The sequence below is a fragment of the Synechococcus sp. BO 8801 genome (assembly GCF_002252675.1).
In the GTDB taxonomy this organism is placed as follows: Bacteria; Cyanobacteriota; Cyanobacteriia; order PCC-6307; family Cyanobiaceae; genus Cyanobium.
In genome coordinates this window covers 46,525-68,241 of record NZ_NQKY01000007.1, presented here as the reverse complement: position 1 = coordinate 68,241, position 21,717 = coordinate 46,525, and the positions used below count along the sequence as shown (strand labels likewise).

Annotated in this window: 19 protein-coding genes; 13 read left to right on the top strand and 6 right to left on the bottom strand. The window is 73.3% G+C overall.

Going from position 1 to position 21,717, the window contains the following annotated elements; genetic code table 11:
• The first annotated feature begins 5 nt into the window (after positions 1–5).
• The gene (locus tag CJZ86_RS07270) at positions 6–1,082 is read left to right on the top strand and encodes a GTP 3',8-cyclase MoaA (RefSeq protein ID WP_094585284.1); all 1,077 of its coding nucleotides are present in this window, start codon (positions 6–8) and stop codon (positions 1,080–1,082) included.
• On the opposite strand, the gene CJZ86_RS07265 is transcribed toward CJZ86_RS07270, so the two are convergent.
• Entirely contained in the window at positions 1,067–3,349 is a 2,283-nt protein-coding gene (locus CJZ86_RS07265; protein ID WP_094585283.1) for an FdhF/YdeP family oxidoreductase, read from the bottom strand. The two genes, CJZ86_RS07270 and CJZ86_RS07265, sit on opposite strands and share 16 nt — an antisense overlap.
• 123 nt (positions 3,350–3,472) lie before the next feature.
• Between CJZ86_RS07265 and CJZ86_RS07260 the strand changes: the two genes are divergently transcribed.
• Positions 3,473–3,922: a VOC family protein gene (locus tag CJZ86_RS07260; RefSeq protein ID WP_094585282.1), complete on the top strand. Its 450-nt coding sequence runs from the start codon at positions 3,473–3,475 to the stop codon at positions 3,920–3,922.
• Here the strand turns inward: CJZ86_RS07260 and grxC are convergent.
• Positions 3,919–4,185 carry a glutaredoxin 3 gene (gene grxC, locus CJZ86_RS07255; protein WP_094585281.1) on the bottom strand — a complete coding sequence of 89 codons (267 nt, stop codon included), beginning with the start codon at positions 4,183–4,185 and terminating at the stop codon, positions 3,919–3,921. The two genes, CJZ86_RS07260 and grxC, sit on opposite strands and share 4 nt — an antisense overlap.
• A 122-nt stretch (positions 4,186–4,307) precedes the next feature.
• On the opposite strand from grxC, the gene CJZ86_RS07250 reads away from it, so the two are divergent.
• From CJZ86_RS07250 to CJZ86_RS07240, 3 genes are read left to right on the top strand one after another with little or no spacing between them, the layout of a single operon-like run.
• Positions 4,308–4,649, top strand: coding sequence for a YciI family protein (locus CJZ86_RS07250; RefSeq protein WP_094585280.1), 342 nt, complete (start codon positions 4,308–4,310; stop codon positions 4,647–4,649).
• A 1-nt stretch (position 4,650) separates the two neighbouring features.
• Positions 4,651–5,928, top strand: a complete 1,278-nt coding sequence (locus CJZ86_RS07245; protein ID WP_094585279.1) for an RNA polymerase sigma factor — start codon at positions 4,651–4,653, stop codon at positions 5,926–5,928.
• A gap of 55 nt (positions 5,929–5,983) precedes the next feature.
• On the top strand, positions 5,984–7,294 hold the full coding sequence (locus CJZ86_RS07240; RefSeq protein ID WP_094585278.1) for an alpha/beta hydrolase family protein: 1,311 nt from the start codon (positions 5,984–5,986) through the stop codon (positions 7,292–7,294).
• On the opposite strand, the gene CJZ86_RS07235 is transcribed toward CJZ86_RS07240, so the two are convergent.
• Positions 7,191–8,177 (bottom strand): hypothetical protein, encoded by a 987-nt coding sequence (locus tag CJZ86_RS07235; RefSeq protein ID WP_094585277.1) that lies wholly within the window; start codon positions 8,175–8,177, stop codon positions 7,191–7,193. The genes CJZ86_RS07240 and CJZ86_RS07235 overlap by 104 nt on opposite strands.
• Positions 8,178–8,182: 5 nt before the next feature.
• Entirely contained in the window at positions 8,183–10,405 is a 2,223-nt protein-coding gene (gene katG / locus CJZ86_RS07230) for a catalase/peroxidase HPI (RefSeq protein ID WP_094585378.1), read from the bottom strand.
• 116 nt (positions 10,406–10,521) lie between these two features.
• Between katG and CJZ86_RS17100 the strand changes: the two genes are divergently transcribed.
• The 6 genes from CJZ86_RS17100 to selD are packed head-to-tail and all read left to right on the top strand — an operon-like array spanning position 10,522 to position 17,731.
• A complete protein-coding gene (locus CJZ86_RS17100; protein WP_094585276.1) occupies positions 10,522–11,082 on the top strand; it encodes a hypothetical protein in 561 nt (186 codons plus the stop codon).
• The gene (locus tag CJZ86_RS07220; protein WP_094585275.1) at positions 11,082–12,512 is read left to right on the top strand and encodes a glycoside hydrolase family protein; all 1,431 of its coding nucleotides are present in this window, start codon (positions 11,082–11,084) and stop codon (positions 12,510–12,512) included. Before CJZ86_RS17100 ends, CJZ86_RS07220 begins: the two co-directional genes overlap by 1 nt.
• Before the next feature lie 41 nt (positions 12,513–12,553).
• Entirely contained in the window at positions 12,554–13,498 is a 945-nt protein-coding gene (locus CJZ86_RS07215; protein WP_094585274.1) for a calcium/sodium antiporter, read from the top strand.
• A 54-nt stretch (positions 13,499–13,552) separates the two neighbouring features.
• Positions 13,553–13,888: a hypothetical protein gene (locus tag CJZ86_RS07210; protein ID WP_094585273.1), complete on the top strand. Its 336-nt coding sequence runs from the start codon at positions 13,553–13,555 to the stop codon at positions 13,886–13,888.
• A gap of 19 nt (positions 13,889–13,907) precedes the next feature.
• Positions 13,908–15,620 carry a sulfate permease gene (gene sulP, locus CJZ86_RS07205; protein ID WP_094585272.1) on the top strand — a complete coding sequence of 571 codons (1,713 nt, stop codon included), beginning with the start codon at positions 13,908–13,910 and terminating at the stop codon, positions 15,618–15,620.
• A complete protein-coding gene (gene selD, locus CJZ86_RS07200; protein WP_094585271.1) occupies positions 15,617–17,731 on the top strand; it encodes a selenide, water dikinase SelD in 2,115 nt (704 codons plus the stop codon). The genes sulP and selD overlap by 4 nt, the downstream gene beginning before the upstream one ends.
• On the opposite strand, the gene mnmH is transcribed toward selD, so the two are convergent.
• Positions 17,688–18,728 carry a tRNA 2-selenouridine(34) synthase MnmH gene (gene mnmH, locus CJZ86_RS07195; protein ID WP_094585270.1) on the bottom strand — a complete coding sequence of 347 codons (1,041 nt, stop codon included), beginning with the start codon at positions 18,726–18,728 and terminating at the stop codon, positions 17,688–17,690. The two genes, selD and mnmH, sit on opposite strands and share 44 nt — an antisense overlap.
• A 105-nt stretch (positions 18,729–18,833) precedes the next feature.
• On the opposite strand from mnmH, the gene CJZ86_RS07190 reads away from it, so the two are divergent.
• Together CJZ86_RS07190 and CJZ86_RS07185 are read left to right on the top strand one after the other, a co-directional pair.
• On the top strand, positions 18,834–19,781 hold the full coding sequence (locus tag CJZ86_RS07190) for a putative selenate ABC transporter substrate-binding protein (protein ID WP_094585269.1): 948 nt from the start codon (positions 18,834–18,836) through the stop codon (positions 19,779–19,781).
• Between the two features lie 116 nt (positions 19,782–19,897).
• Positions 19,898–20,992 carry a ChaN family lipoprotein gene (locus CJZ86_RS07185; protein WP_094585268.1) on the top strand — a complete coding sequence of 365 codons (1,095 nt, stop codon included), beginning with the start codon at positions 19,898–19,900 and terminating at the stop codon, positions 20,990–20,992.
• Positions 20,993–21,007: 15 nt separating this feature from the next.
• Here the strand turns inward: CJZ86_RS07185 and CJZ86_RS07180 are convergent, their stop codons facing one another.
• Complete coding sequence (locus CJZ86_RS07180; RefSeq protein ID WP_094585267.1) at positions 21,008–21,673, bottom strand: SDR family oxidoreductase; 666 nt, start codon at positions 21,671–21,673, stop codon at positions 21,008–21,010.
• Between the last annotated feature and the right edge of the window lie 44 nt (positions 21,674–21,717).

The following is a 21,717-nucleotide window of genomic DNA, read 5'->3' as shown; positions in this document are numbered from 1 at the left end:
CTGCCATGGCGGAGCGTCCCCTGGATCTGCATGGCCGGCCCCTGGGGGTGCTGCGGCTGTCGCTGACGGCCCGCTGCAACCTGGCCTGTCCCTACTGCTGCCCGGATCTCGAGGATCCGCCCGACCTGCTGACCCTGGCGGAACGGGTGGCCCTGGTGGAGGCGACCGTGGGCCTGGGGGTGCACACCCTGCGCCTCACCGGCGGCGAGCCCCTGCTGCACCGGCGCCTGGAGGAGCTGATCGCCGCCCTGCAGCCGCTGCGGCGGCGGGACCCCGGCGATCCCCGCGGCGCCCTGCGGGAGATCGCCCTCACCAGCAACGGGGTGCTGCTGGGCGCCGAGCGGGCCCGGCAGCTGAAGGCGGCGGGGCTCGACCGGATCACCCTCAGCCTCGATGGCACCGACGGGGCCAGCGTGGCGCGCATGGCCGGCCTGGGGAGCCCGGCCGCCGGCGACGCCGTGCTCCAGAGGGTGCTCGCGGCGATCCGGCACGCGCGGGAGGCCGGCTTCGATCCGGCCCGCGGCGCCTTGAAGCTGAATGCGGTGATCACCCGCTCCGGCAACGCCGACCAGCTGCTGCCCCTGGCGGCCCTGGCCCGGGAGCAGGGGCTGGAGCTGCGCCTGATCGAGTTCATGGATGTGGGCAACCGCAACGGCTGGGAGCCGGAGCAGGTGCTGCCGGCGGCCGAGATGGTGGCCCGCATCGGGGCGGCCTGGCCGCTGGAGCCGGTGGGTCGGGCGCCCCACGGCACAGCAGGCCGCTGGCGCTACCGCGACCGCGCCGCTGACGCTGCCGGAGCCGATGGCGGCGCCCACCTGGCGGTGGTGGCCTCGATCACGGCGCCCTTCTGCGGCGACTGCAACCGGCTGCGGATCACCGCCGACGGGGTGGCCTACAGCTGCCTGTTCGCCGCCGACGGCACCGACCTCAAGCCCTGGCTGCGGCCCCAGCCAGAGCCGGGCCGGCTGCGGCAGGCGCTGGAGGGGCTTTGGCGCGCCCGCCGCGATCGTTGGAGCGAGGAGCGGCAGGAGGCGGCCGATCGACGGCCGGCGCCGGCGGAGATGGCCTACCTGGGGGGCTGAGCGGCTCCGGACGCTGCAGCCACCGCCCCCCGCACCAGCACCGGCACCCGCTTGAAGGCCGGGGTGCCGCAGCGGGGGTCGATGACGGCCTTCATGATCACGTTCACTTCTGGATAGAACATCAGCGCGGCGCCCTCCCGGATCTCGCCGGGGATGATCTCCACCCCCTCCAGGGCGCCCGCCTCGCCCTGCACCGTTACCCGCTGGTGGGCCGCCAGGCCGCAGCGGTGCAGGTCGGCCCGGTTCATCAGGATCGTGTGGCGATGGGGCATGCCCCGGTAGCTGTCGCCGGCCTTGTAGACGACGGTGTTGTGCTGGCCGTAGCTGCGGGCCGTGATCAGGGCCAGCACCAGGCCGGTTTCCCCGGGCCCGAGGCCGCCGAAGTGCTCCGCCCCAGGCAGCGTGAGTTCGGGCAGGGGGGTGGGCGCCACCCGGGCCCGGCCGCTGGGGGTGGGGAAGTGGGGGGAGTCGAACAGGCGCCCCTCGACGCTGAACTCCTGCCGGGTGGCATCGATGCGGGCGATCGGGCCGTAGCCGGGCACGGTGCGGCCGATCAGTTCCCGCACGTAGGACGGATCCTGCAGCCGCCCCCAGTCGATCGGATCGCTGCCCATGCGGCGCCGGGCCAGTTCGGCCAGGAACGCCACCTCGCTGATCAGGTCGGCGCCGCGCAGGTGGGTGGTGCCCGGCTCGTTGAGGCGCACGTAGTTGTTGCCCGATTCGGTGGTGGTGCGGTGCGGCGTCTCGAAGCGGTTGAACACCGGCAGCACCAGGGTCTGGCGGGCGGCCAGGCCGTGGAAATGGCCCTGGTTGGGCTTGGTGGCCAGATACAGGATCGTGTCGATGCGGCCCAGGGCCCGCTTCGCCTCGCCGCTGTCGGGGTTGGCGCCCCAGAGGTTGCCCCCCAGGCACAGCAGGCTGTCGACCCGGCCGGCATCGGCGGCCTCGATCAGGGCGCGGGTGTCGTAGCCGGGCACCCGGCTCAGGGGCCGGCCCAGCAGCTGCTCGAGGGCCTGCTGCATCTCCGCCCGCAGCTTGACGGTGACCCCCATCGAGCCGAAGCCCTGCACGTTGGAGTGGCCCCGGATCGGCATGGTGCCGGCGCCGGGCCGGCCCACGTTGCCGCTGAGCAGGGCGGTGTTGGCGATCGCCTGCACGTTGTCGATGCCGTTGGCGTGGTGGGTGATCCCCATCGCCCAGGCGAACACCACGCCCCGGGCTGCGGCGATCACGGCGGCGGCGTGCTCCAGCTCCTGGCGGCTCAGACCGCAGCTGGCGGTGATCGCTTCCCAGGAGGTGCTCTCCAGCTGCGCCAGCAGCGCCTCCCAGCCCTCGGCATGGGCGGCCAGGAAATCGCGCTTCACGGCGCCGGCCTCCAGCAAGGCCTTCTGCAGCCCCAGGAACACGGCCGTGTCGCTGCCCGGCACGGGCTGGAGGAACAGGGAGGCGATCTCCGAGCCCGCCAGCATCGAGCGGATCGGGAAGGCGGGGGAGCCGAACTTCAGCAGCCCCACCTCGATCACCGGGTTGATGACGATCACCGTGCCGCCCCGCTGGCGCAGCTTGATCAGCTCATTCATCAGCCGCGGGTGGTTGGCCGGGGCGTTGGAGCCCACCAGCACCACACAATCCGCCTGCTGCAGGCTCTCCAGGCTCACCATCGAGGTGCCCGAGCCGAAGACGGCATTGAGCCCCACGGTGGAGGGGGCGTGGCAGAGGTCGGAGCAGTCGGCCAGGTTGTTGGAGCCCATGGCCCGCAGCAGCAGCTGCAGCAGGTAGGCGGCCTCGTTGGAGGAGCGCCCCGAGCTGTAGGAGGCCACCCGCTCCGGCGGGCGCCGGAAGGCGGCCTCGGCGATGGCGAACACGTCGTCCCAGCCGATGCGCTCGTAGTGGCTGCCGCCCTCGCGCAGCAGCAGGGGGTGGCTGAGGCGGCCGAGGCGGTCGGCCTCCATCGAGGAGAGCCGCTGGAGGTCCGCCAGGCTGCGGGTGCCGAACACCCCCTCGCTCACCGCCGGCTGCAGCTCGGCCATGATCGCCTCGACGCTCTTGAGGCAGCGCTGCAGCGGCTCCCCCAGCTCGTCGACGAAGCCGCCGTGCTGGCCGCCGGTGCCCCAGGCGCAGGAGAGGCAGGCGCTCTTGTGGTTGAGGGTCTGCCAGAGCTTCGGCCCCCGCGGCGAGAGGGTGGCCTTGGCCCAGCCGTCGATCAGGGGCCAGCCGCCGCCCTGGCCGGGCGTGGCGGCATCGGCGGGGCTGGCGTTGTCGCTCATCGGGCCGGCCGGAGTTGCCCCTCACTCTGGCCGCTGGGAGCCCCGGGTGGGGGGCCTGGGGCTACCTCCGGATGGCGCCGGGCCCGGCGAGAATCGGGCCAGGGTTGGAGCGAGGCGGCGCCCATGATCCGGCATTTCGACCACGTCACCGTCGTCGTTCGGGACCTGGCGGCGGCCCGGCACTTCTTCGGCCTGCTGGGCTTCGTCGAGGACAAGGCCGTGCTGATCAGCGGGCCCCAGTTTTCCGACTACATGGGGGTGGAGGGCATCGAGGCCGACCACGTGACGCTCGTGCTGGCCGGCGCCACGCCGCGGCTGGAGGTGCAGTTGCTGCACTACCGCCACCCGGAGCCCCTCCTCGAGCCGGCCATGGACAACCTGGCCCGGGTGGGGTTCAACCACATCTGCTTTGCCGTCGACGACCTGGAGGCCACCGTGGCCCGGCTGCAGGCCGGGGGTGTGGAGCTCCGCAACGCGGTGATGGAGTTCCACCACCGCAAGCTGGTGTTCCTCCGGGGGCCGGAGGGCATCACCGTGGAGCTGGCGGAATGGAAGGGCGGCGCCGCCCCCTAGCTGGCGACGGCCAGCAGGGCATCCAGGCGGCCCTGGCGCTCGAGGGCGTAGAGGTCGTCGCAGCCGCCCACATGGGCCCCATCAATGAAGACCTGGGGCACCGAGCGCCGGCCGTCGCTGCCCCGGGCCACCATCGCGTCGCGGGCGTCCTCGTCGCCGTCGATCACGTATTCCTCGTAGGCCACACCCTTGCGGTCCAGCAGCTGCTTGGCCCGGATGCAGAAGGGGCAGAAGCGCCAGGTGTAGATCTCGACCTTGGGCATGGAGGGCACACGGGGTTGGGCGGAACGGGTTGATTCTGTCGAAATGGCGGCCTGCCGTCCGTCATGGAGATGACGCACGCCCTTCGGGAGTGTGTCCCCCACCAACCTTTCGAGTGCCCCCCATGCAGTACGCCGTTCTGATCTTCGAAAGCGAGCAGGACTTCGCTGACCGTCCTGGCCTGATGCCGGCCTACGCCGCCTACTCCCAGGCCCTGGCCGAGGCCGGCCACATGGCCGGCGGCGAGGCCCTGCAGTCTCCCCACACCGCCACCACCGTGCGCCTGCGCCACGGCGAGCGGCAGGTGCAGGACGGGCCCTTCCCCGACAGCAAGGAGCAGCTGGGCGGCTTCTTCCTGATCGACGTGCCCGACCTCGACGCCGCCCTCATCTGGGCCGCCCGCTGCCCGGCGGCGGAGCGCTGCGCCGTGGAGGTGCGGCCGGTGCTCGCCATGGCCGCCTCCTGAGATGGAGGGGCGGCGGGCGGCGGAGCTGGCGGCACGGCAGTCCTTCGGCAAGCTGGTGGCCTGGCTCACCGCCCGCTGCGGCGATGTGGCGGCGGCGGAGGATGCCCTCGGCGATGCCTTCCTCGCCGCCCTGCGGCGCTGGCCCGTCGAGGGTGTGCCCCGGGCCCCCGAAGCCTGGCTGCTGGTGGTGGCCCGCCGGCGTCTGATCGACCGGGCCCGCCGCGACCGGACCCTGGAGATGCTGCTGCCGGAGCTGGACGCCGTCGCCACGGATCCCGACACCCCTGAACCGCCCATGGAGTTCCCCGACGAGCGGCTGCGGCTGCTGTTCCTCTGCGCCCACCCGGCGATCGATCCGGGGATCCAGGCGCCGCTGATGCTCCAGACCGTCCTGGGGCTCAACGCCTCCCGGATCGCCGCAGCCTTCCTGGTGGCGCCGGCCACCATGGGCCAGCGGCTGGTGCGGGCCAAGGCCAAGATCCGTGAGGCCCGCATTCCGTTCGTGCTGCCGGGTGCCGAGGCCCTGCCCGTCCGCTCGGCGGCGGTGCTGCAGGCGATCTACGCGGCCTACACCACCGGCTGGGATGGTCAGGGCGACGACGGCCGCGACCGGGGGCTGACCCAGGAGGCGCTGCTGCTGGCGCGGCTGTGCGCCGCCCTGCTGCCCGAGGAGCCGGAGGCCCGCGGCCTGCTGGCCCTGCTGCTGCACGGCGAGGCGCGCCACGGGGCCCGCCGGGCCGCCGACGGCAGCTACGTGCCGCTGCTGGAGCAGGAGCCTGCCCTGTGGGACGCCGGCCTGATCGCCGAAGCCGAGGCGGTCCTGACCCAGGCCTCCCGGGCGGGCCGGCCCGGGCGCTTCCAGCTGGAGGCGGCGATCCAGTCGCTCCATGCCCACCGCGCCGTCAGCGGCAGGGTCGACTGGCCGGCCCTGCTGGGGCTCTACGACGCCCTGCTGGCCCTGGCCCCGAGTGCGGGGGCCCGGGTGAGCCGGATCGCCGTGCTGGCGGAGCTGGCGGGCCCCACCATGGCCCTGGCCGAACTGGAGGCTCTGGCGGCCGCCGAGCCGGCCCTGAAGGAGCACCAGCCCTGGTGGGCGCTGCGGGCCCACCTGCTGCAGTGCACCGGCCAGGCCAGCCAGGCCCAGCTGGCCTACCGGCGCGCCATCGCCCTGGCGGACGATCCGGCGGTGCGGGCGTTCCTGGGCCAGCGGGCCAGGGCGGGCTTCCCGGCGCCGTTCCCTGACGATCCCGGCCAGGGTCGTCATGCTGGGCGTCCCTGACGCGCCGGTCCCCCGGGCCGATCGCGGCCAGTGCGTCGCCGCTGCGCCTGATCCGATGAGCGAGCCCACCACGACCGACTGGCGCTGCGTCCACGTGGAAGGGCACGCCTGCACCATCTGGCAACGGGGCTGCCACGAGCAGGGCAACTACCTGCGGGTGTATGTGCCGGATGCCGCCGCAAGAGCGGAGCAGCCCCTGCGGGCGGTGCTCTACCTGCACGGCTTCGCCCTGTGCATGCCCTCGTTCTACGAGAGCCACCTGCTGGCCCTGGCGGCTGAGGGATACATCGTGTTCTTCCCGGATTTCCAGTGCAGCGATTACCCCTCCCCGGCCCCCGGGGACCCCGTGCCGACCTGGCAGGAGGTGCCCAAGGCGGGCCCCTGGACGAGCAAGGCCTTGCGCGTCGCCGTCCGGCCCCAGGGCGCGGCCGGTCCGGAGGCGCTGGGGGACCTGCGCCGGGTGGTGCTGTCGCTGCTCCTGATCGAGCTGATCCTGGTGGTGATCGGCTGGTTCCGGCGCACCTACGCCAGGAACCTGAGCCACCTGCTCTGGACCGTGGCCAGGAGCCTGACTTCGTCGCCAAAGGACTGGCTGGCCCAGGCCCTGGCCCTGGTGGAGGCGGGCTGGGACGATCTGGCCAGGCAGCCGGCCTACGCCCACTGGCGGCAGGCCCAACCCATGGTCTACGGCTTCGGCCACTCCCTGGGCGGGCTGCTGAGCCTGAGCCTGCCCTGGGCCCTGCGCCACGATCCGTCCGCCCGCTTCCGGCCGCGGGTGATCGTGGTGGCCGATCCGGCCGCCGCGTCGGAGATGGGCATTCCCCGCTTCGCCATCGCGCTGCTGAGGCTGTTCGGGGCCCCCTTCACCGCCGATCCCCTGCGGATCCGCCAGACCGGCCCCCAGCTCTGCCAGCCGATGGCGATCCTGCACGGCGCGGACGACGACCTGGTGCCGCCGGCCCAGTGGGTGGGCCCGATCGATGGCGGCGGCACCAACTTCTCCGCCATCGCCAGCCAGACCAAGGCGATCTACTTCTCCTGCTCCGATCCGCACGCCAGCCCGCCGCTGTGCGCCTTCCACAACCAGGCCGTCACCTGCACCCGCTTCTACGACGACGCCCTGTTCGAGTTCTTCGGCGGGGTGAAGCACGGGGCCAACGCCTACAACACCGCCTACATCTGGCCCGGGGCCCTGGCCCTGTTCGGCGAGCAGGTGCAGCCGCAGGACCTGCTGGGGGCCCTGCCGGAGCGGCCCTTCGCCATCACGACGGGGGAGCCCCCACCGCCTGACGCGGCCGGATGCCGTACTGACGGCGCACCTCCTCCAGGGGCCGGGGGAAGTCGTCCCAGGGATCCCAGTCGCTGATCAGGTCCCGGGTGACGCCGAGGCCGTGCTCCAGGCCGCGGAAGATCACCTCCGGATCGGCCTGGCCGGTCTCGGCCGCCGTGACGGGAGTGGAGCCGATGCCCAGCTGGAACTGGGCCAGGCCGAACAGGATCGTGAAGAAGGGGTCGTTGCGGCCGAAGCCGGCCTGGAAGCCGAGCACGCCGCATTCCTCGCTGGGGCTGGTGCCGTAGCCGCCGAGCACGTGGCAGCAGTCGTGGCGCACCACCGGCGGCGGCGGCCCGCCCAGCTCGCCGGGAACGCTGAAGCCGTTGGCCTCAATGAAGGCCAGGTAGGCCCGGCCGAGGCTGCCGCGGGGCAGTTCCGCCAGGGCCCGGTAGCGGCGGGCGAGGGCGGGATCCTCCTGCTTCAGCAGCGAGCGGGCGATCTGCAGGGCTCCGGCGGGGCCCTCATCGCGCACGTAGGCCGAGGCGGCCCCCCGCTGGAACCCTCGCCGCAGGATGTCGAGGCGCACCAGGTTGAACTGGTGCTCGAGCACGTGGCGGAAGGCCTGCACCGGGGCATCGTCGATGGCCAGTGCCCGGGCCGTGGCCTCGAGCCGGGCCAGGCGGGCCTCGCCAGGGGAGTCCTCGAGCAGGGCCAGCACGGTCATGCCGCGCAGGATCCGCTGGCGCCACTCGGGCTCCGGCACCGCCGCCGCCAGCTGCTCCGGCGTCAGGGGCTCCAGCTCCTCGAGCGGAATGGGCAGGTGGATCAGGTGGTCCCGGATGGCGGTGATCGTGCGCAGGGCCATGGGGCTGGGCGGCCCGCCCTCGGCAGCGATCGCCAGCAGGCTGCCCAGGCCGGCCCGGCCGATGGCCTCGCGGCGTTCCGGGGGCGGTTGCGCAGAGAGCAGGGGGTTCATGGCGTTCAGGCGAGCTCGAAGCGGTCGAGGTCCATGACCTTGCCCCAGGCCGCCACGAAAGCGGCCACGAAGCGCTCAGCGGCGTCGGCGGAGGCGTACACCTCGGCGATCGCCCGCAGCTGGGCGTTGGAGCCGAAGATCAGGTCGACGCGGGTGGCGGTCCACTTCAGATCACCGGTGTGGCGGTCGCGGCCCTCGAAGCTGTCCTCCGCCTCGGTGGTCGCCGTCCAGGTGGTGCCCATGTCGAGCAGGTTCACGAAGAAGTCGTTGCTGAGGGTCTCGGGGCGATGGGTGAAGACCCCGTGACGTGACTTGCCGTGGTTGGCATCCAGCACCCGCAGACCGCCCACCAGCGCCGTCATCTCCGGGGCGGTGAGGGTGAGCAGCTGGGCCTTGTCGATGAGCAGCTCCTCGGCGGAGGCCGGCAGGCCCGGCCGCAGGTAGTTGCGGAAGCCGTCGGCCTTCGGTTCGAGCACGGCGAAGGAGGCCACGTCCGTCTGCTCCTGGGAGGCATCCATGCGCCCGGGGGTGAAGGGCACCGTCACCGCGTGGCCGCCCCGGCGGGCCGCCTCCTCCACCGCGGCGCAGCCGCCCAGCACGATCAGGTCGGCCAGGGAGATCCGCTTGCCGTCGTGGCGGGAGTCGTTGAACTCCTGGCGGATCGCCTCGAAGGCCTCCAGGGCCCGGGCCAGCTTGGCGGGCTGGTTCACCTCCCAGTCCTTCTGGGGGGCCAGCGCCAGCCGGCCGCCGTTGGCGCCGCCGCGCTTGTCGGAGCCACGGAAGCTGGCGGCCGCGGCCCAGGCGGTGGCCACCAGCTGGGAGACGGGCAGGCCTGCCTCCAGGATCCGCCCCTTGAGGGCGGCGATGTCGTCAGCGTCCACCAGGGGATGGTCGACGGGGGGGATCGGGTCCTGCCAGAGCATCACCTCGTCCGGCACCAGGCTGCCCAGGTAGCGGGAGCGGGGCCCCATGTCCCGGTGCACGAGCTTGAACCAGGCGCGGCGGAAGGCCTCCCCCAGCTGGTCGGGGTTGGCATGGAACCGCCGGGAGATCTCCAGGTAGGCCGGATCGACCCGCAGGGACAGGTCGGTGGTGGCCATCATCGGTGCGTGGCGCTTCGACGGGTCGTGGGCATCGGGCACGGTGCCGGCAGCCGCCGGATCGGTGGGCCGCCACTGCCAGGCCCCGGCCGGACTCTTCTCAAGTTCCCACTCGTAGCCGAACAGGTTGTCGAAGTAGCCGCCGTCCCACTGCACGGGGTTGGCGGTCCAGGCGCCCTCCAGACCGCTGGTGATCGTGTCGTCCCCCTTGCCGCTGCCGAAGCGGTTGCGCCAGCCCAGCCCCTGCTCCTCCAGGCTGGCCGCCTCGGGTTCCGGCCCCACCAGGTCCGGATCGCCGGCGCCGTGGCACTTGCCGAAGGTGTGGCCCCCGGCGATCAGGGCCACGGTCTCCTCGTCGTCCATCGCCATGCGGGCGAAGGTCTCACGGATGTCCCGGGCGGCGGCTAGGGGATCGGGTTCGCCGTTGGGCCCCTCGGGGTTCACGTAGATCAGCCCCATCTGCACGGCACCGAGCGGATCCTCCAGCTCGCGGTCACCGCTGTAGCGCTTGTCCCCCAGCCATTCGGTCTCCGGGCCCCAGTCGATGTCGATCTCCGGCTCCCAGACGTCTTCGCGGCCCCCGGCGAAGCCCAGGGTGGGCAGGCCCATCGATTCGATGGCGCAGTTGCCCGCGAGGATGATCAGGTCGGCCCAGGAGAGGGCGCTGCCGTATTTCTGCTTGATGGGCCACAGCAGCCGCCGGGCTTTGTCCAGGTTGCCGTTGTCGGGCCAGCTGTTGAGGGGCGCGAAGCGCTGGGTGCCGGCTCCGGCGCCGCCGCGGCCGTCGTGGATGCGGTAGGTGCCGGCGCTGTGCCAGGCCATGCGCACGAAGAACGGCCCGTAGTGCCCGTAGTCGGCCGGCCACCAGTCCTGGGAGGTGGTCATCAGGGCGACCAGGTCCTGGCGCAGGGCCTCCAGGTCGATGGTGCGGAACGCCGCGGCGTAGTCGAAGCCGCCGCCCATCGGATCGGCCTGGGGCGCGTGCTGATGCAGCACCGCCAGGTTCAGCTGCCGCGGCCACCAGTCCCGGTTGGAGCGGGCCCCGGCCGTGCTCCCCCGGAGCGTGCCGTGCAGGAAGGGGCATTTCCCGCCGGTGTCGGCACCGGTCGGCGGGGACAGTCCGTCCATCGGCGGCGGCAGCATTTGTGCCGAATGTAGGCATGGAATTCCGTGGGGTCCGCAGCGGCGGGGGCTCCCGGAAGATCGGGCCACAATGAGATCAGCCCGTGTCCCCCGGTGCCCCCATGACGACCCCCGCCCGTGCCGCCGCCGGACCGACGACCGGGTTTCTGGAGGAATCCCCCGGCAACCGATCCTCCATGCGGCTGATGTGTCTGCTGGCCCTGCTGGCGTCGATCGCCTTCGGGTCGATCACGATGCTGCGCAGCGCCCCGATGGTCAGCCGGGACGCGGCCGGGCAGGACAGCCTCACCTATCCACCCCGGGACGACACCGGGATGATCGTCACCTTCGCCTTCCTGCTCGCCGCCTTCGCCCCCAAGGTGGTGCAGAAGTTTGCCGAGCAGCGTCTCGGGGCCCTGGGGTCCACCGGCCTGCGGGAGCTGGTGCTCGGCGTCGTCCGGCCCGACCCGGCCACCGCCACTGACTCGGCCGCCGCGGGCACCCCTTCTGCCGCTGCCGCGGAGGATCCGCGCCTGGGCCAGCTGCGGGAGGAGCTGGGCCGCCTGCGCGCCGAGCTCGAGCGCAGCCGCACCCCCATCCAGGTGAGCCCTGCCACGCCCGTCGCCCCGCCGGCGCCGGCCCTGACGCCCCTCGAGCGGATCCGCCTGGGGGGAAGCCTCTGATGCCCTACATCACCGCCCGCCAGGATGCGGGGCTCAGCCCCAGCCCCGCCGCCGCCGATGCCGACTCCTACGTGGCGTCCGGCTCCCGCATCGCCGTGGCCTGGGTGCGTCCCGCCCCCGGCACGGACCTGGCGATCGCGCGGCTGGCGGGGCCCTACACCTGCCCCGGCGGCGCCGTGCCGCTGCCGGACGGCGAGCAGCGCTACCTCAATCCCGCCCGTTTCATCATTCCCGATGAGGCCTGGCTGCCGGCGTCCGGTGGCGGGGCGCTGCCCCCGGAGGTGGCCCAGCTCAACCACCACTACGAGGGCTGCCGGCTCCAGGCCTACCCCGATCCCCGCACCGGCGGCGCCCCGATCACGATCGGCTGGGGCAGCACCTTCTACCAGGACGGCTCCCCGATCCGGCTGGGGGATGTGATCACCCAGGAGCAGGCCGACGCGCTCTACGAGCACAACTGCCGCGAGCGCTTCTGGCAGGTGCTCGCGGCCACGATCCCCTTCTGGGCGGAGATGGGGGATCGCCAGCGGGCCGCCCTCTGCAGCTTCGCCTACAACAACGGCGCCCATTTCCACGGGGATGGGTACCACGACACCCTGGATCGCCACCTGCGGGAACGCCGCTGGTCGGCCGTTCCCTCGGCCCTGATGCTCTACCGCAATCCCGGCGAGACGGTGGAGGTGGGGCTGGGTCGTCGCCGCCGGGCCGAGGGGCTGGTGTGGGGCGGCATGGAGCCCGCGGTGGCCTGCGCCCAGGCGGAGCGGGAGATCCGCACCCCGGCCGACTGCGAAGCCTGGGAGCAGCGGCTGAAGCAGGAGGCTGCCGGCCCGGCATCGGCGGCCAAGTCCCTCGCGGCCCCGCCCGCCGCCTCCGCCGCGCCCGCGCCCGCTCCTGATCGTCCCGCCGACCTCCCCGGGCTGGTGGGTCCGAAGAAGACCCCCCGGGACTTCGGCTTCAGCGGATCCGACAGCCACGTGGTGGTCAACGACGCCAGCGAGACGGCCCGGGCCTACGACGTGGAGGGCCGGCTGCTCTGGGAGATCCCGGCGCTGGCGCGCGGCCAGGGCCGGGAGGACCAGTACCGGGACACCTCCACCGACACCCCGCCGGGGATCTACCGCATCGCCAAGAAGGTCTACCGGGACTACGAGCAGGATCCCAGCCCCACCTACTCGGATGATCGCCGCAGCTATGGCTGGTACAGCTTCGATCTGGAGGATCTGGAGATGCAGGAGCGGCGTTTCGGCCGGGCCGGGATCATGGTGCACGGCGGCGGCAGCGCCTGCGGCTGGCCCGGGGCCTGGGCGCCGCGCCAGCCCCTCCACGCCACCCTGGGCTGCGTGCGGCTGCACAACGAGGATCTGCGCGACAAGCTGCTGCCGCTGGTGGAGCAGGGAACCGTCTACGTGTCGGTGTACCAGGAGGCCTGAACCGGGCACCATACGCTCCCTGTCCAGCCATCGGAGTCCCCATGGCGACCGCTGACCTTGTGTTGCTTGGGTCCGGCGTCCTGGCTGCCGGTGTGGGCGGGGAGCTTTTCGTGCGTGGCGCCGTGGGCCTGGCCCACTGGGCACGCCTCTCACCCGGGATCGTCGGGGCCACGGTGGCGGCCTTTGCCACATCCAGCCCGGAATTGTCGGTGGCGACCATGGCGGCGCTCGAAGGCAAGCCCCAGATCGCGCTGGGGGATGCCCTCGGAAGCAACGTTGTCAATGTGGCCCTGATCCTGGGCCTCACGGTGGCGATCTCAGGGCAGCGCATGCCTGCGGAGGGCGCCCGTCGCGATCTGCCGGTGGCCTTGGCGGGCCCGCTGCTGACAGGGCTGTTGCTTCTCGACGGCACCCTCTCGCGGCTGGATGGCGTCCTGCTTCTGGTTGTCTTCCTCCTCTGGATAACGGGCGTGGTGCAGGAGGTGCGTCGGCAACGCAGCGTCGCCGAGGTGCTTCGGGGGGAGCGGCGCGGCTGGCCTGCCGTCCTGTTCTGTGGCGTCGGCCTGGGGCTTCTGCTGGTGGCCGGGAGGCTGGTGGTGCTGGGGGCCCGGGGTCTTGCCCAGTCCTTCGGCATCGATGCCTTCCTGGTTGGCGCCACCCTTGTGGCGATCGGCACCTCGATGCCGGAGCTGGCCACGTCGCTGATCGCGACCCGGCGGGGTCAGGCTGAGGTCGGCCTGGGCACGATCCTCGGCAGCAACATCTTCAACGGGCTCTGGGTGGTGGGCGTCGCCGCCACCATCAGCCCGATTGCCGTGCCGCTCCAGGAGGTGCAGCTGGTCCTTGGCTTCGGCCTCGCGGCGCTGTTCCTGCTGATCCTCCCCAAAGGCTCTGACGTCCTGCAACGCTGGCGCGGCTGGCTGCTGCTGACCTTGTACGGCGTTTATGTCCTGGCGATCGTGCGTGGCCGGGGGCTGATCGGTTGAGGTGTTGCGGACCGTGGTACCCCCCTACCCTGACGGCAACGCCACGGCTCCGGCATGCCCACCTCTTTCGCCCTGATGCTCCTGGCGCTCCTCGATACGACGCCGCGGCTCGCCGAGGCCCAGCCCCAGGGTGGGGAGCTCAGCCCGCGGGAGGAGTTCATGGTGATGGTGGGGGTGGGCTCCGGCTACATGAGCGCCCTCTGCAACCTGGAGAAGGACGGGTTCATCTCGACCGCCACCCGCGCCAAGCTGGCCAACGAGCAGCTCGCCGTGATCGGCGGCGACCCCTCCACCAAGGACGATCTGGAGGGGGTGCTCGCCGGTATGAAGGGCGTCGAGGAGGACAAATCCCTGTGCCCCAGCCAGGTGCTGCCGCCCCGCCGGAAATGAGCCGCCACGGGGGACGCTGATGGAGCCGCGCCAGGGCCTGGCGGTGGTGCTGCCGGGCCTGGCGCGGCTGCTGGGCTACCAGCGCAGCTGGCTGCGGCCTGACCTGCTGGCGGGCGTGACCGTGGCGGCGTACCTGGTGCCCCAGTGCATGGCCTACGCCGAGGTGGCCGGTCTGGCCCCGGTGGCGGGGCTGTGGGCGATCCTGCCGCCCCTCTTTCTCTATGCCCTGCTGGGCTCGTCCCCCCAGCTGTCGGTGGGGCCGGAATCCACCACCGCCGTGATGACGGCCGCGGCGGTCGGGCCGCTGGTGGCGGGGGATCCGCTGGCCTACGCGGGCTTCTGCAGCCTGCTGGCCCTGCTGGTGGGGCTCGTCTGCTGCGCCGGCGCCTGGGCCCGGCTCGGTTTTCTGGCCGATCTGCTCTCCCGGCCGATCCTGGTGGGCTACCTGGGGGGCGTGGCCCTGATCATGATCGGCGGCCAGCTGGGGCGGGTCAGCGGCCTGAAGCTGCAGGCCGATGCGCTCCCCGGCCAGCTGGTGGAGCTGCTGGGCCGGCTGGGGGAGATCCACCGGCCCACCCTGCTGCTGGCCCTGGGGGTGCTGGTGTTCCTGTTGCTGGTGCAGCGACGTTTCCCCCGGGCCCCGGGCCCCCTGCTGGCGGTGCTGCTGGCGATGGCGGTGGTGGCGGGGGCCCACCTGGACCAGCAGGGGGTGGCGGTGATCGGTGCCATCCCGGCCGGGCTGCCCCACCCATCCCTGCCGCCACCGGTGTCGGGCGACCAGCTCCGCTCCCTGCTGACCGCCGCGGTGGGCATCGCCCTGGTGGGCTACTCCGACAACGTGCTCACGGCCCGGGCCTTCGCCGCCCGGGGCGGCTACCGCATCGACGCCAACCAGGAACTGCTGGCCCTGGGCACCATCAACCTGGGCAACGGGCTGATGCAGGGTTTTCCGGTGAGCAGCAGCGGCAGCCGCACCGCCATCGGCGATTCGCTCGGCAGCCGCTCCCAGCTGTTCTCCCTGGTGGCCCTGGCCATGGTGCTGGCGGTGCTGCTGTGGCTGCGGCCGGTGCTGGCCCTGTTCCCCACGGCGGCCCTGGGGGCGATCGTCATCTATGCCGCCCTGCGCCTGATCGACATCCCCGAGTTCCTGCGGCTGCAGCGCTTTCGCCCCAGTGAATTCCGCCTCGCCCTGATCACGCTGCTGGGGGTGCTGCTGACCGACCTGCTCACCGGCGTGGCCCTGGCGGTGGGGCTGTCGGTGATCGATCTGTTCGCCCGCCTGGTGCGTCCCCACGACGCCGTGATGGGGATCGTGCCCCGGCTGGCGGGCCTGCACGACGTGCGCGACTGGGAGGGGGCGCGCACCATCCCTGGCCTGGTGCTGTTCCGTTTCGATGCCCCGCTGTGCTTCGCCAATGCCGAGCACTTCCGCCAGCGGGTGCTGGCGACGATCGCCGCCGAGTCCCAGCCGGTGGCCTGGTTCGTGCTCAATGCCGAGGCGATCGTGGAGATCGACATCACCGCGGCCGACGTGCTCGAGGAGCTGCAGCGGGAGCTGACCGCCCGGGGCATCACCTTCGGCCTGGCGCGGGTCAAGCAGGACCTCTACGGCCAGCTGGAGCGGGCCGGCCTGGTGGAGCGCATCGGGCCGCGCCTGTTCTTCCCCACCCTGCCCACGGCGATCGCTGCCTTCCAGGCCCGGACGACCGGGGCGCCGCTGCCGGGCCCATGAACGACGCTCCCGAGCGCCACCTGCTGGTCCTGGCGGGGGGCGGCCACAGCCACGTGCTGGTGCTGCGGCGCTGGCTGATGCGCCCCCACACCCGGCCGCCGCGCACCCGCATCACCCTGGTGAGTCGCCACGGCACCGCCCTTTATTCGGGCCTGCTGCCCGCCGTGGTGGCGGCTCTGGAGCCCCCGGAGGCGGCCGCCGTCGACCTGCGCCGCCTCTGCACCCTGGCGGGCGTGACCTTTGTGCAGGCGGAGATCACCGGGCTGGATCCGGCGGCCCGGGAGCTGCAGCTGGCGGGCCGTCCGCCCCTGCGCTACGACCGGCTCAGCCTCGATCTGGGCGCTGTGACCGCTATCCCGGGGCAGGCGATGGCCGTCAAGCCGCTGGAGCCTTTCCTGGTCTGGGCGGAGCGGCGCAGTGCCGGCGAGCCCCTGGTGATCCGCGGGGGCGGGGCCGCCGCCGTGGAGCTGGCCCTGGCCTTCCGGGCCCGGGGGATGGCCTGCCAGCTGCTGCTCCAGGGGGAGCGCTTGCATCTGGGCTCGGCCGCGGCGAACCGGGCCGGTGAACGGCTGCTGGCCCAGGCCGCCATCCCGATCCGGCGCCGGGCGCCAGCAGAGGCCCCGGCCGATCTGGCCTGCACCGGCAGCCGCGCCCCCGCCTGGCTGGCGGCCGCCGGCCTGCCGGTGGACCCCGGCAGCGGCCGGGTGCTGACCCACCCCACCCTGGCGGTGATCGGCCATCCGGAGCTGTTCGCCAGCGGCGACTGCGGCCTGATCGCCGCCGATCCCCGGCCCCCCTCGGGGGTGTGGGCCGTGCGCTCGGCGCCGGTGCTGGCGGAGAACCTGCGCCGCAGCCTGGCCGAGCCCCCCGAACCGCTGCGGCCCTGGCGGCCCCAGGCGCGGGCCCTGCAGCTGCTGGGCGACGGCGGCTGGCACCCCGATGGCCCCCGGGCCCTGGCGTTCTACGGGTCCGTGGCCCTGGGGCCATCGGGGTGGATCTGGCGCTGGAAGCAGCGCATCGACCGGGCCTTCATGGCCCGCTTCGCCGCGCTCCAGCCGATGGCCGCAGCCGCCATGGCCTGCCGCGGCTGTGCCGCCAAGCTGGGGGCCGCCCCCCTGGCGGCCGCCCTGGCCCGCCTCGACCCCGACGGACCACCGCGGCCGGTGGAGGACGCGGCCGTGGTGGGCAGCGGTGCCGACGGCGGCCTGTTGCTGCAGAGCGTCGACGGCTTCCCCGCCTTGGTGGACGACCCCTGGCTGAACGGGCGGCTCACCACCCTCCATGCCTGCAGCGACCTCTGGGCCAGCGGCGCCGCCGTGGACAGCGTGCAGGCCCTGGTGACGGTGCCGGAGGCTGCGGCGACCGTGCAGGAGGAGCTGCTGCTGCAGACCCTGGCCGGGGTGTGCTCGGTGCTGGAGCCCCTCGGCGCTGCCCTGGTTGGTGGCCACACCCTGGAGGGCCGCGACGGGGCGGGGCTGGCCCTGGCTCTCACCGTCAACGGCCGGGTGGCGCCGGCGGCCCACTGGGGCAAGGGGCCTCTGCGGCCCGGCGAGGTCCTGCTGCTCAGCCGGCCCCTGGGCAGCGGCGTGCTGTTCGCCGCCGCCATGGCCGGCGCCGCCGCGCCCGCCTGGATGGAAGCCCTGCTGGAGGGGATGCAGCACAGCCAGGCGCCCCTGGTGCCGCTGCTGGCCGCCCACGGCTGCCGCGCCTGCACCGACATCACCGGCTTCGGCCTGCTGGGCCACCTCGGCGAGATGCTGGACGCCAGCGGCGCGGGGGTGGCGGTGGAGCTCGACGCCGCCTCCATTTCCGCCTATCCCGGCGCCCTGGAGCTGCTTGAGCGGGGCTTCGCCAGCACCCTGGCCCCCGCCAACGCCGCCGCCCTGGCCCGGCTGGAGGGGCCCGTGCGGCTGGTGGGGGCGGCGGCCGGTGGGCTGGCGGGGCTGCTGATCGATCCCCAGACCTGCGGGCCGCTGCTGGCGGCGTTGCCGGCGGCCGAGGCACCCGCCGCCCTGGCGGCCCTGCGCGCAGAAGGCTTCGGGGCGGCGGCGGTGATCGGGCGGGTGGTCAGCCGGCGGGCGGCTGCCGCAGCGTCACCAGCCCCCGGCTGATCAGCTCGTGGGCGGCCTCCGGTGCCGCCAGACCGCCCAGATCCACCGCCGAGCAGGCATGGCCGTCGAGGTCGTGGTCGTAGCAGCGGTCGTAGTAATCGAGCATCTGCCGGCAGGCGGTGGCCCAGTCGCCCTGCTCGATCGCCTCCAGGGCCAGGGCGGTGCGCTGGGGCCCCAGCCGCTTGGCGATGCGCCGGGTGGCCTCCGCCAGGGCGACGGGATCCTGGGCGCCGTAGATCTCCACCAGGTGGTCCACCCGCTCCTGCAGGGGCCGCTCCACCGCCAGCACCGGCGCGGCCTTCATCTGGCGCCACAGGCCGGCGGGGATGCGGCAGCGGCCCACCATGGCACTCTCGGCCTCCAGCCAGATCTGCTCCGCCCCGGCCAGGGGGGCCAGGGCGGCGGCCAGTCGGTTCTCGTAGTGCTCGCTGCTGGGCTGCTCCGGCAGGCCCAGCCCGCCGAAGCTGCTGCCGCGGTGGTGCGCCAGCCCCTCCAGATCCACCACCGCCGCCCCCAGCCCCTGCAGGGCCAGCAGCAGCTCGGTCTTGCCGCTGCCGGTGCGGCCCCCCAGCAGCCGCACGGGCCAGGGCCGCTCGAACAGCTCCAGCACCCAGCGCCGGTAGCTCTTGTAGCCCCCCTCCAGCAGCAGCACCGGCAGCTCCAGCTGCTGGGCCAGCCAGGCGACGCTGCCCGAACGCATGCCGCCGCGCCAGCAGTGCAGCCGCAGGGGCGCCCCGGCCGAGCGTTCGCTCCAGGCCACCAGTTCGGCGGCCAGGGCCTCCATCCGCGGCCCCACCAGGGCCAGACCCCGTTGCACGGCGGCCTGGCGGCCCTGCTGCTTGTAGAGGGTGCCCACCTCGGCCCGTTCGGCATCGCTGAACAGGGGCAGATTGGCGGCCCCGGGGATGTGGCCCTGGCGGAATTCGGCCGGGGTGCGCACGTCGAGCACGGCGCCACCCCCCGCCAGGAACGCATCGATGGGAAGGCAGGGCGCCATGGGGCTCGCGGCTGGGACGGGGGCGCCTGGCGAGGACGAAGGCCGCGGGCCGGCACCCACCTGATGGCCATAGTGGAGCAACGGTCTACCCCCTGCCCGAGCCCGATGCTTCTCCGGATCCGCGCCACCGCCAGCGCCGCCCTGATGGGGGTGTCGCTGGCGCTGCTGCCCCTGGTGGCCCCCGCCGCCGCCCCCCTTCCCGGCCTGCTGGCTCCGGCGGCGGCCCAGCAGAGCCAGAAGGTGCTGCGCATCGGCGCCATCCCCGACCAGAAGCCCGAGACGCTCAACCGGCTCTACCCCCTGGTGGCCAATGAACTCAGCCGTCAGCTGGGGGTCAAGGTGGTCTACGTGCCGGTGGTCGACTACGCCGCCGCCGTCAGTGCCTTCCGCACCGGTGGCCTGGATCTGGTCTGGTTCGGCAGTCTCACAGGGGTGCAGGCACGCCTGCAGAAGCCCGGCGCCCTGGTGATCGCCCAGCGCGACATCGACGCGTCGTTCCAGAGCGTCTTCATCGCCAACACCAGCAGCGGCCTCAAGCCGATCAGCAACGTCAAGGGGCTGGCGGAGCTGAAGGGCAAGCGCTTCACCTTCGGCTCGGAGAGCTCCACCTCCGGCCGCCTGATGCCCCAGTTCTATCTGAGTCAGGCCGGGGTCAAGCTGAGCGACTTCGCCGGCGGTGCACCCGGTTTCAGCAGCAGCCATGACGCCACGATCGCCCTGGTGCAGAGCGGCGCCTACCAGGCCGGCGCCGTCAGCGAAGAGGTCTGGCGCAGCAGCCTCAGCGAGGGCAAGGTCAACCGCGCCAAGGTGATTCCGATCTGGAAGACCCCCGGCTATCCCAACTACCACTGGATTGCCCAGCCCGATCTCGACAAGCGCTTCGGCAAGGGCTTCACCACCAGGATGAGGACGGCGATCCTCAGCTGGCGCACCACCAATCCCAGGCAGAAGGAGGTGCTGGCGTTGTTCGGCGCCCAGCGGTTCATCCCCGCCAATGCGGCGGCCTACAGCCCCATCGAGAAGGTGGGCCGCCAGATCGGCAAGATCCGCTGATCCCGCTTTTCCGCTGCCACGGTCGCTGGCACCGCCGCGGGCCGAGGGCCGCCGGGCTGGCCCTGGGCCTGGCCGCCCTGCTGGGGGCGCCGGGGCCCGCGGCCGCCAGCGCCTGTGTGCCCGCGGGCGCCTGGGTGGAGCCCAGCGCCGCCGGTCCCCGCACCGTGGCGGCGGGCGAGCTGCTGGATCGCCTGGCCCGGCGTCCGGTGGTGCTGCTGGGGGAGCGCCACGACAGCGCCGCCCACCACCGCTGGCAGCTGGCCACGCTCCAGGCGCTGCAGGAGCGCAGCCCCGGCCTGAGCCTCGGCCTGGAGATGGTGCCGCGCCGGCTGCAGCCGGTGCTCGACCGCTGGGTGGCCGGGGCCCTGGAGGAGCGCGCCTTCCTCGACGCCCTCGACTGGCCGGCCATCTGGGGCTACGACGCCGACCTCTACCTGCCGATCCTGCGCTTCGCCCGCGACCGGCGCGTGCCGCTGCTGGCGCTGAACGTGGAGCGCCGGCTGGTGCGGCGGGTGCGGGCCGAGGGGTTTGCGGCGGTGCCCGCCAGTGAGCGGGAGGGGGTGGGGCAACCGGCGCCGGCCAGCGCCGCCTACCGGGCCCAGCTGCACCGGCTCTGGCGGCACCATCCCTTCGTGCCCAGCAGCGGCCAGGGGCTGCCGGGGCTGGAGGACCCCTCCTTCGGCCGCTTCGTGGAGAGCCAGCTGCTGTGGGACCGGGCCATGGCCGAGGCCATCGCCGAGCAGCGCCGCCGGCGCCCCGGGGCCCCGGTGGTGGCCCTGATCGGCAACGGCCACCTGGCCGGGGGCCACGGCGTGCCCCACCAGCTGCGGGCCCTGGGCCTGGCGGAGGCCGCCTGGTTGCTGCCCTGGGAGGACAACCTCGACTGCGCGGCGCTGCAGCCGGCTCTGGCGACGGCGGTGTACGGGGTGGTGACGCCACCGCCGGTGGGCCTGCGGCTGGGGGTCTACCTGGAAACCCACGCCGGCCGGGTGGAGATCCGCCAGGTGGCCCCCGGCTCGCTGGCGGAGCGTTCCGGCCTACGGGTCGGCGATGGGATCACGGCGGTCGATGACCAGTCCGTGAGCAGCGCCCGCCAGGTGATCGAGCGGGTGGCCGCGCACCCCGTGGGCCGGCCCCTCGGCCTCACCCTGCGGCGGGATGGCCGGCTCCTGCCGCTGCAGCTGGCCCTGCCCCTGGCGCCAGGCCCCTGAGAGCTCGCTCCGGCCCTACCAGGGCAGCACCTGGCCGTTGGCGTGCCAGAACGTGCCGCTCGTTTCCAGGCTGAGGGCGTCGATGCGGGCCAGCAGGCCGCGCACGGACTCCTCGGGGCTGATGCCCTGGGAACTGAAGCCCGTCATGCGGGTGCTCACCAGGCCGGGATGAAGCAGGGCCACGGCGATGCCGCGGGGGCGCAGGTCGATGGCCAGGGACTTGCCGGCCATGTTGAGCGCCACCTTCGACATCCGGTAGCCGTAGGAGCCGCCGGAGCCGTTGTCGTCGATCGAGCCCATGCGGCTCGTCATCAGGATCACCTTGGCGCCCTCGCCCAGATGGCCCAGCAGGGCCCGCGTGAGCCGCAGGGGGGCGATGGCGTTCACCTCGAACTGGCGCCGCAGGCTCTCCGCATCGAGGCCCCCCAGGCTGGTGGATTCCAGGATCCCGGCGTTCAGGATCAGGGCATCGAGGCGGAGGCCGTCGAGCCGTTCCACCAGGGCGTCGATGGCGGTCCCATCGGTGAGGTCGATCCCCGCCTCGATGCGGATCCCCAGGCTCTCCAGTTCCGGCGACGGGGTGCGGCAGACCGCCACCACCGTGTCGCCCCTGGCCTGGAGCTGGCGGCAGTACTCCAGACCGATGCCGCGGTTGGTGCCGGTGATCAGAACGGTGGCCATGGGGACGGGGCGGCGGTGCGACGGCTGGCTGGATCGTATGGGGC

Bases quoted from the DNA above. Each gene is read 5' to 3' on its own strand.
- sulP (WP_094585272.1), top strand. From the start codon at position 13,908: ATGGAGCCGCGCCAGGGCCTGGCGGTGGTGCTGCCGGGCCTGGCGCGG.
- CJZ86_RS07220 (WP_094585275.1), top strand. From the start codon at position 11,082: ATGCCCTACATCACCGCCCGCCAGGATGCGGGGCTCAGCCCCAGCCCC.
- selD (WP_094585271.1), top strand. From the start codon at position 15,617: ATGAACGACGCTCCCGAGCGCCACCTGCTGGTCCTGGCGGGGGGCGGC.
- CJZ86_RS07250 (WP_094585280.1), top strand. From the start codon at position 4,308: ATGCAGTACGCCGTTCTGATCTTCGAAAGCGAGCAGGACTTCGCTGAC.
- CJZ86_RS07245 (WP_094585279.1), top strand. From the start codon at position 4,651: ATGGAGGGGCGGCGGGCGGCGGAGCTGGCGGCACGGCAGTCCTTCGGC.
- CJZ86_RS07210 (WP_094585273.1), top strand. From the start codon at position 13,553: ATGCCCACCTCTTTCGCCCTGATGCTCCTGGCGCTCCTCGATACGACG.
- CJZ86_RS17100 (WP_094585276.1), top strand. From the start codon at position 10,522: ATGACGACCCCCGCCCGTGCCGCCGCCGGACCGACGACCGGGTTTCTG.
- CJZ86_RS07260 (WP_094585282.1), top strand. From the start codon at position 3,473: ATGATCCGGCATTTCGACCACGTCACCGTCGTCGTTCGGGACCTGGCG.
- CJZ86_RS07235 (WP_094585277.1), bottom strand. From the start codon at position 8,177: ATGAACCCCCTGCTCTCTGCGCAACCGCCCCCGGAACGCCGCGAGGCC.
- CJZ86_RS07240 (WP_094585278.1), top strand. From the start codon at position 5,984: ATGAGCGAGCCCACCACGACCGACTGGCGCTGCGTCCACGTGGAAGGG.
- CJZ86_RS07180 (WP_094585267.1), bottom strand. From the start codon at position 21,673: ATGGCCACCGTTCTGATCACCGGCACCAACCGCGGCATCGGTCTGGAG.
- katG (WP_094585378.1), bottom strand. From the start codon at position 10,405: ATGGACGGACTGTCCCCGCCGACCGGTGCCGACACCGGCGGGAAATGC.
- mnmH (WP_094585270.1), bottom strand. From the start codon at position 18,728: ATGGCGCCCTGCCTTCCCATCGATGCGTTCCTGGCGGGGGGTGGCGCC.
- CJZ86_RS07265 (WP_094585283.1), bottom strand. From the start codon at position 3,349: ATGAGCGACAACGCCAGCCCCGCCGATGCCGCCACGCCCGGCCAGGGC.
- CJZ86_RS07215 (WP_094585274.1), top strand. From the start codon at position 12,554: ATGGCGACCGCTGACCTTGTGTTGCTTGGGTCCGGCGTCCTGGCTGCC.
- CJZ86_RS07190 (WP_094585269.1), top strand. From the start codon at position 18,834: ATGCTTCTCCGGATCCGCGCCACCGCCAGCGCCGCCCTGATGGGGGTG.
- grxC (WP_094585281.1), bottom strand. From the start codon at position 4,185: ATGCCCAAGGTCGAGATCTACACCTGGCGCTTCTGCCCCTTCTGCATC.
- CJZ86_RS07270 (WP_094585284.1), top strand. From the start codon at position 6: ATGGCGGAGCGTCCCCTGGATCTGCATGGCCGGCCCCTGGGGGTGCTG.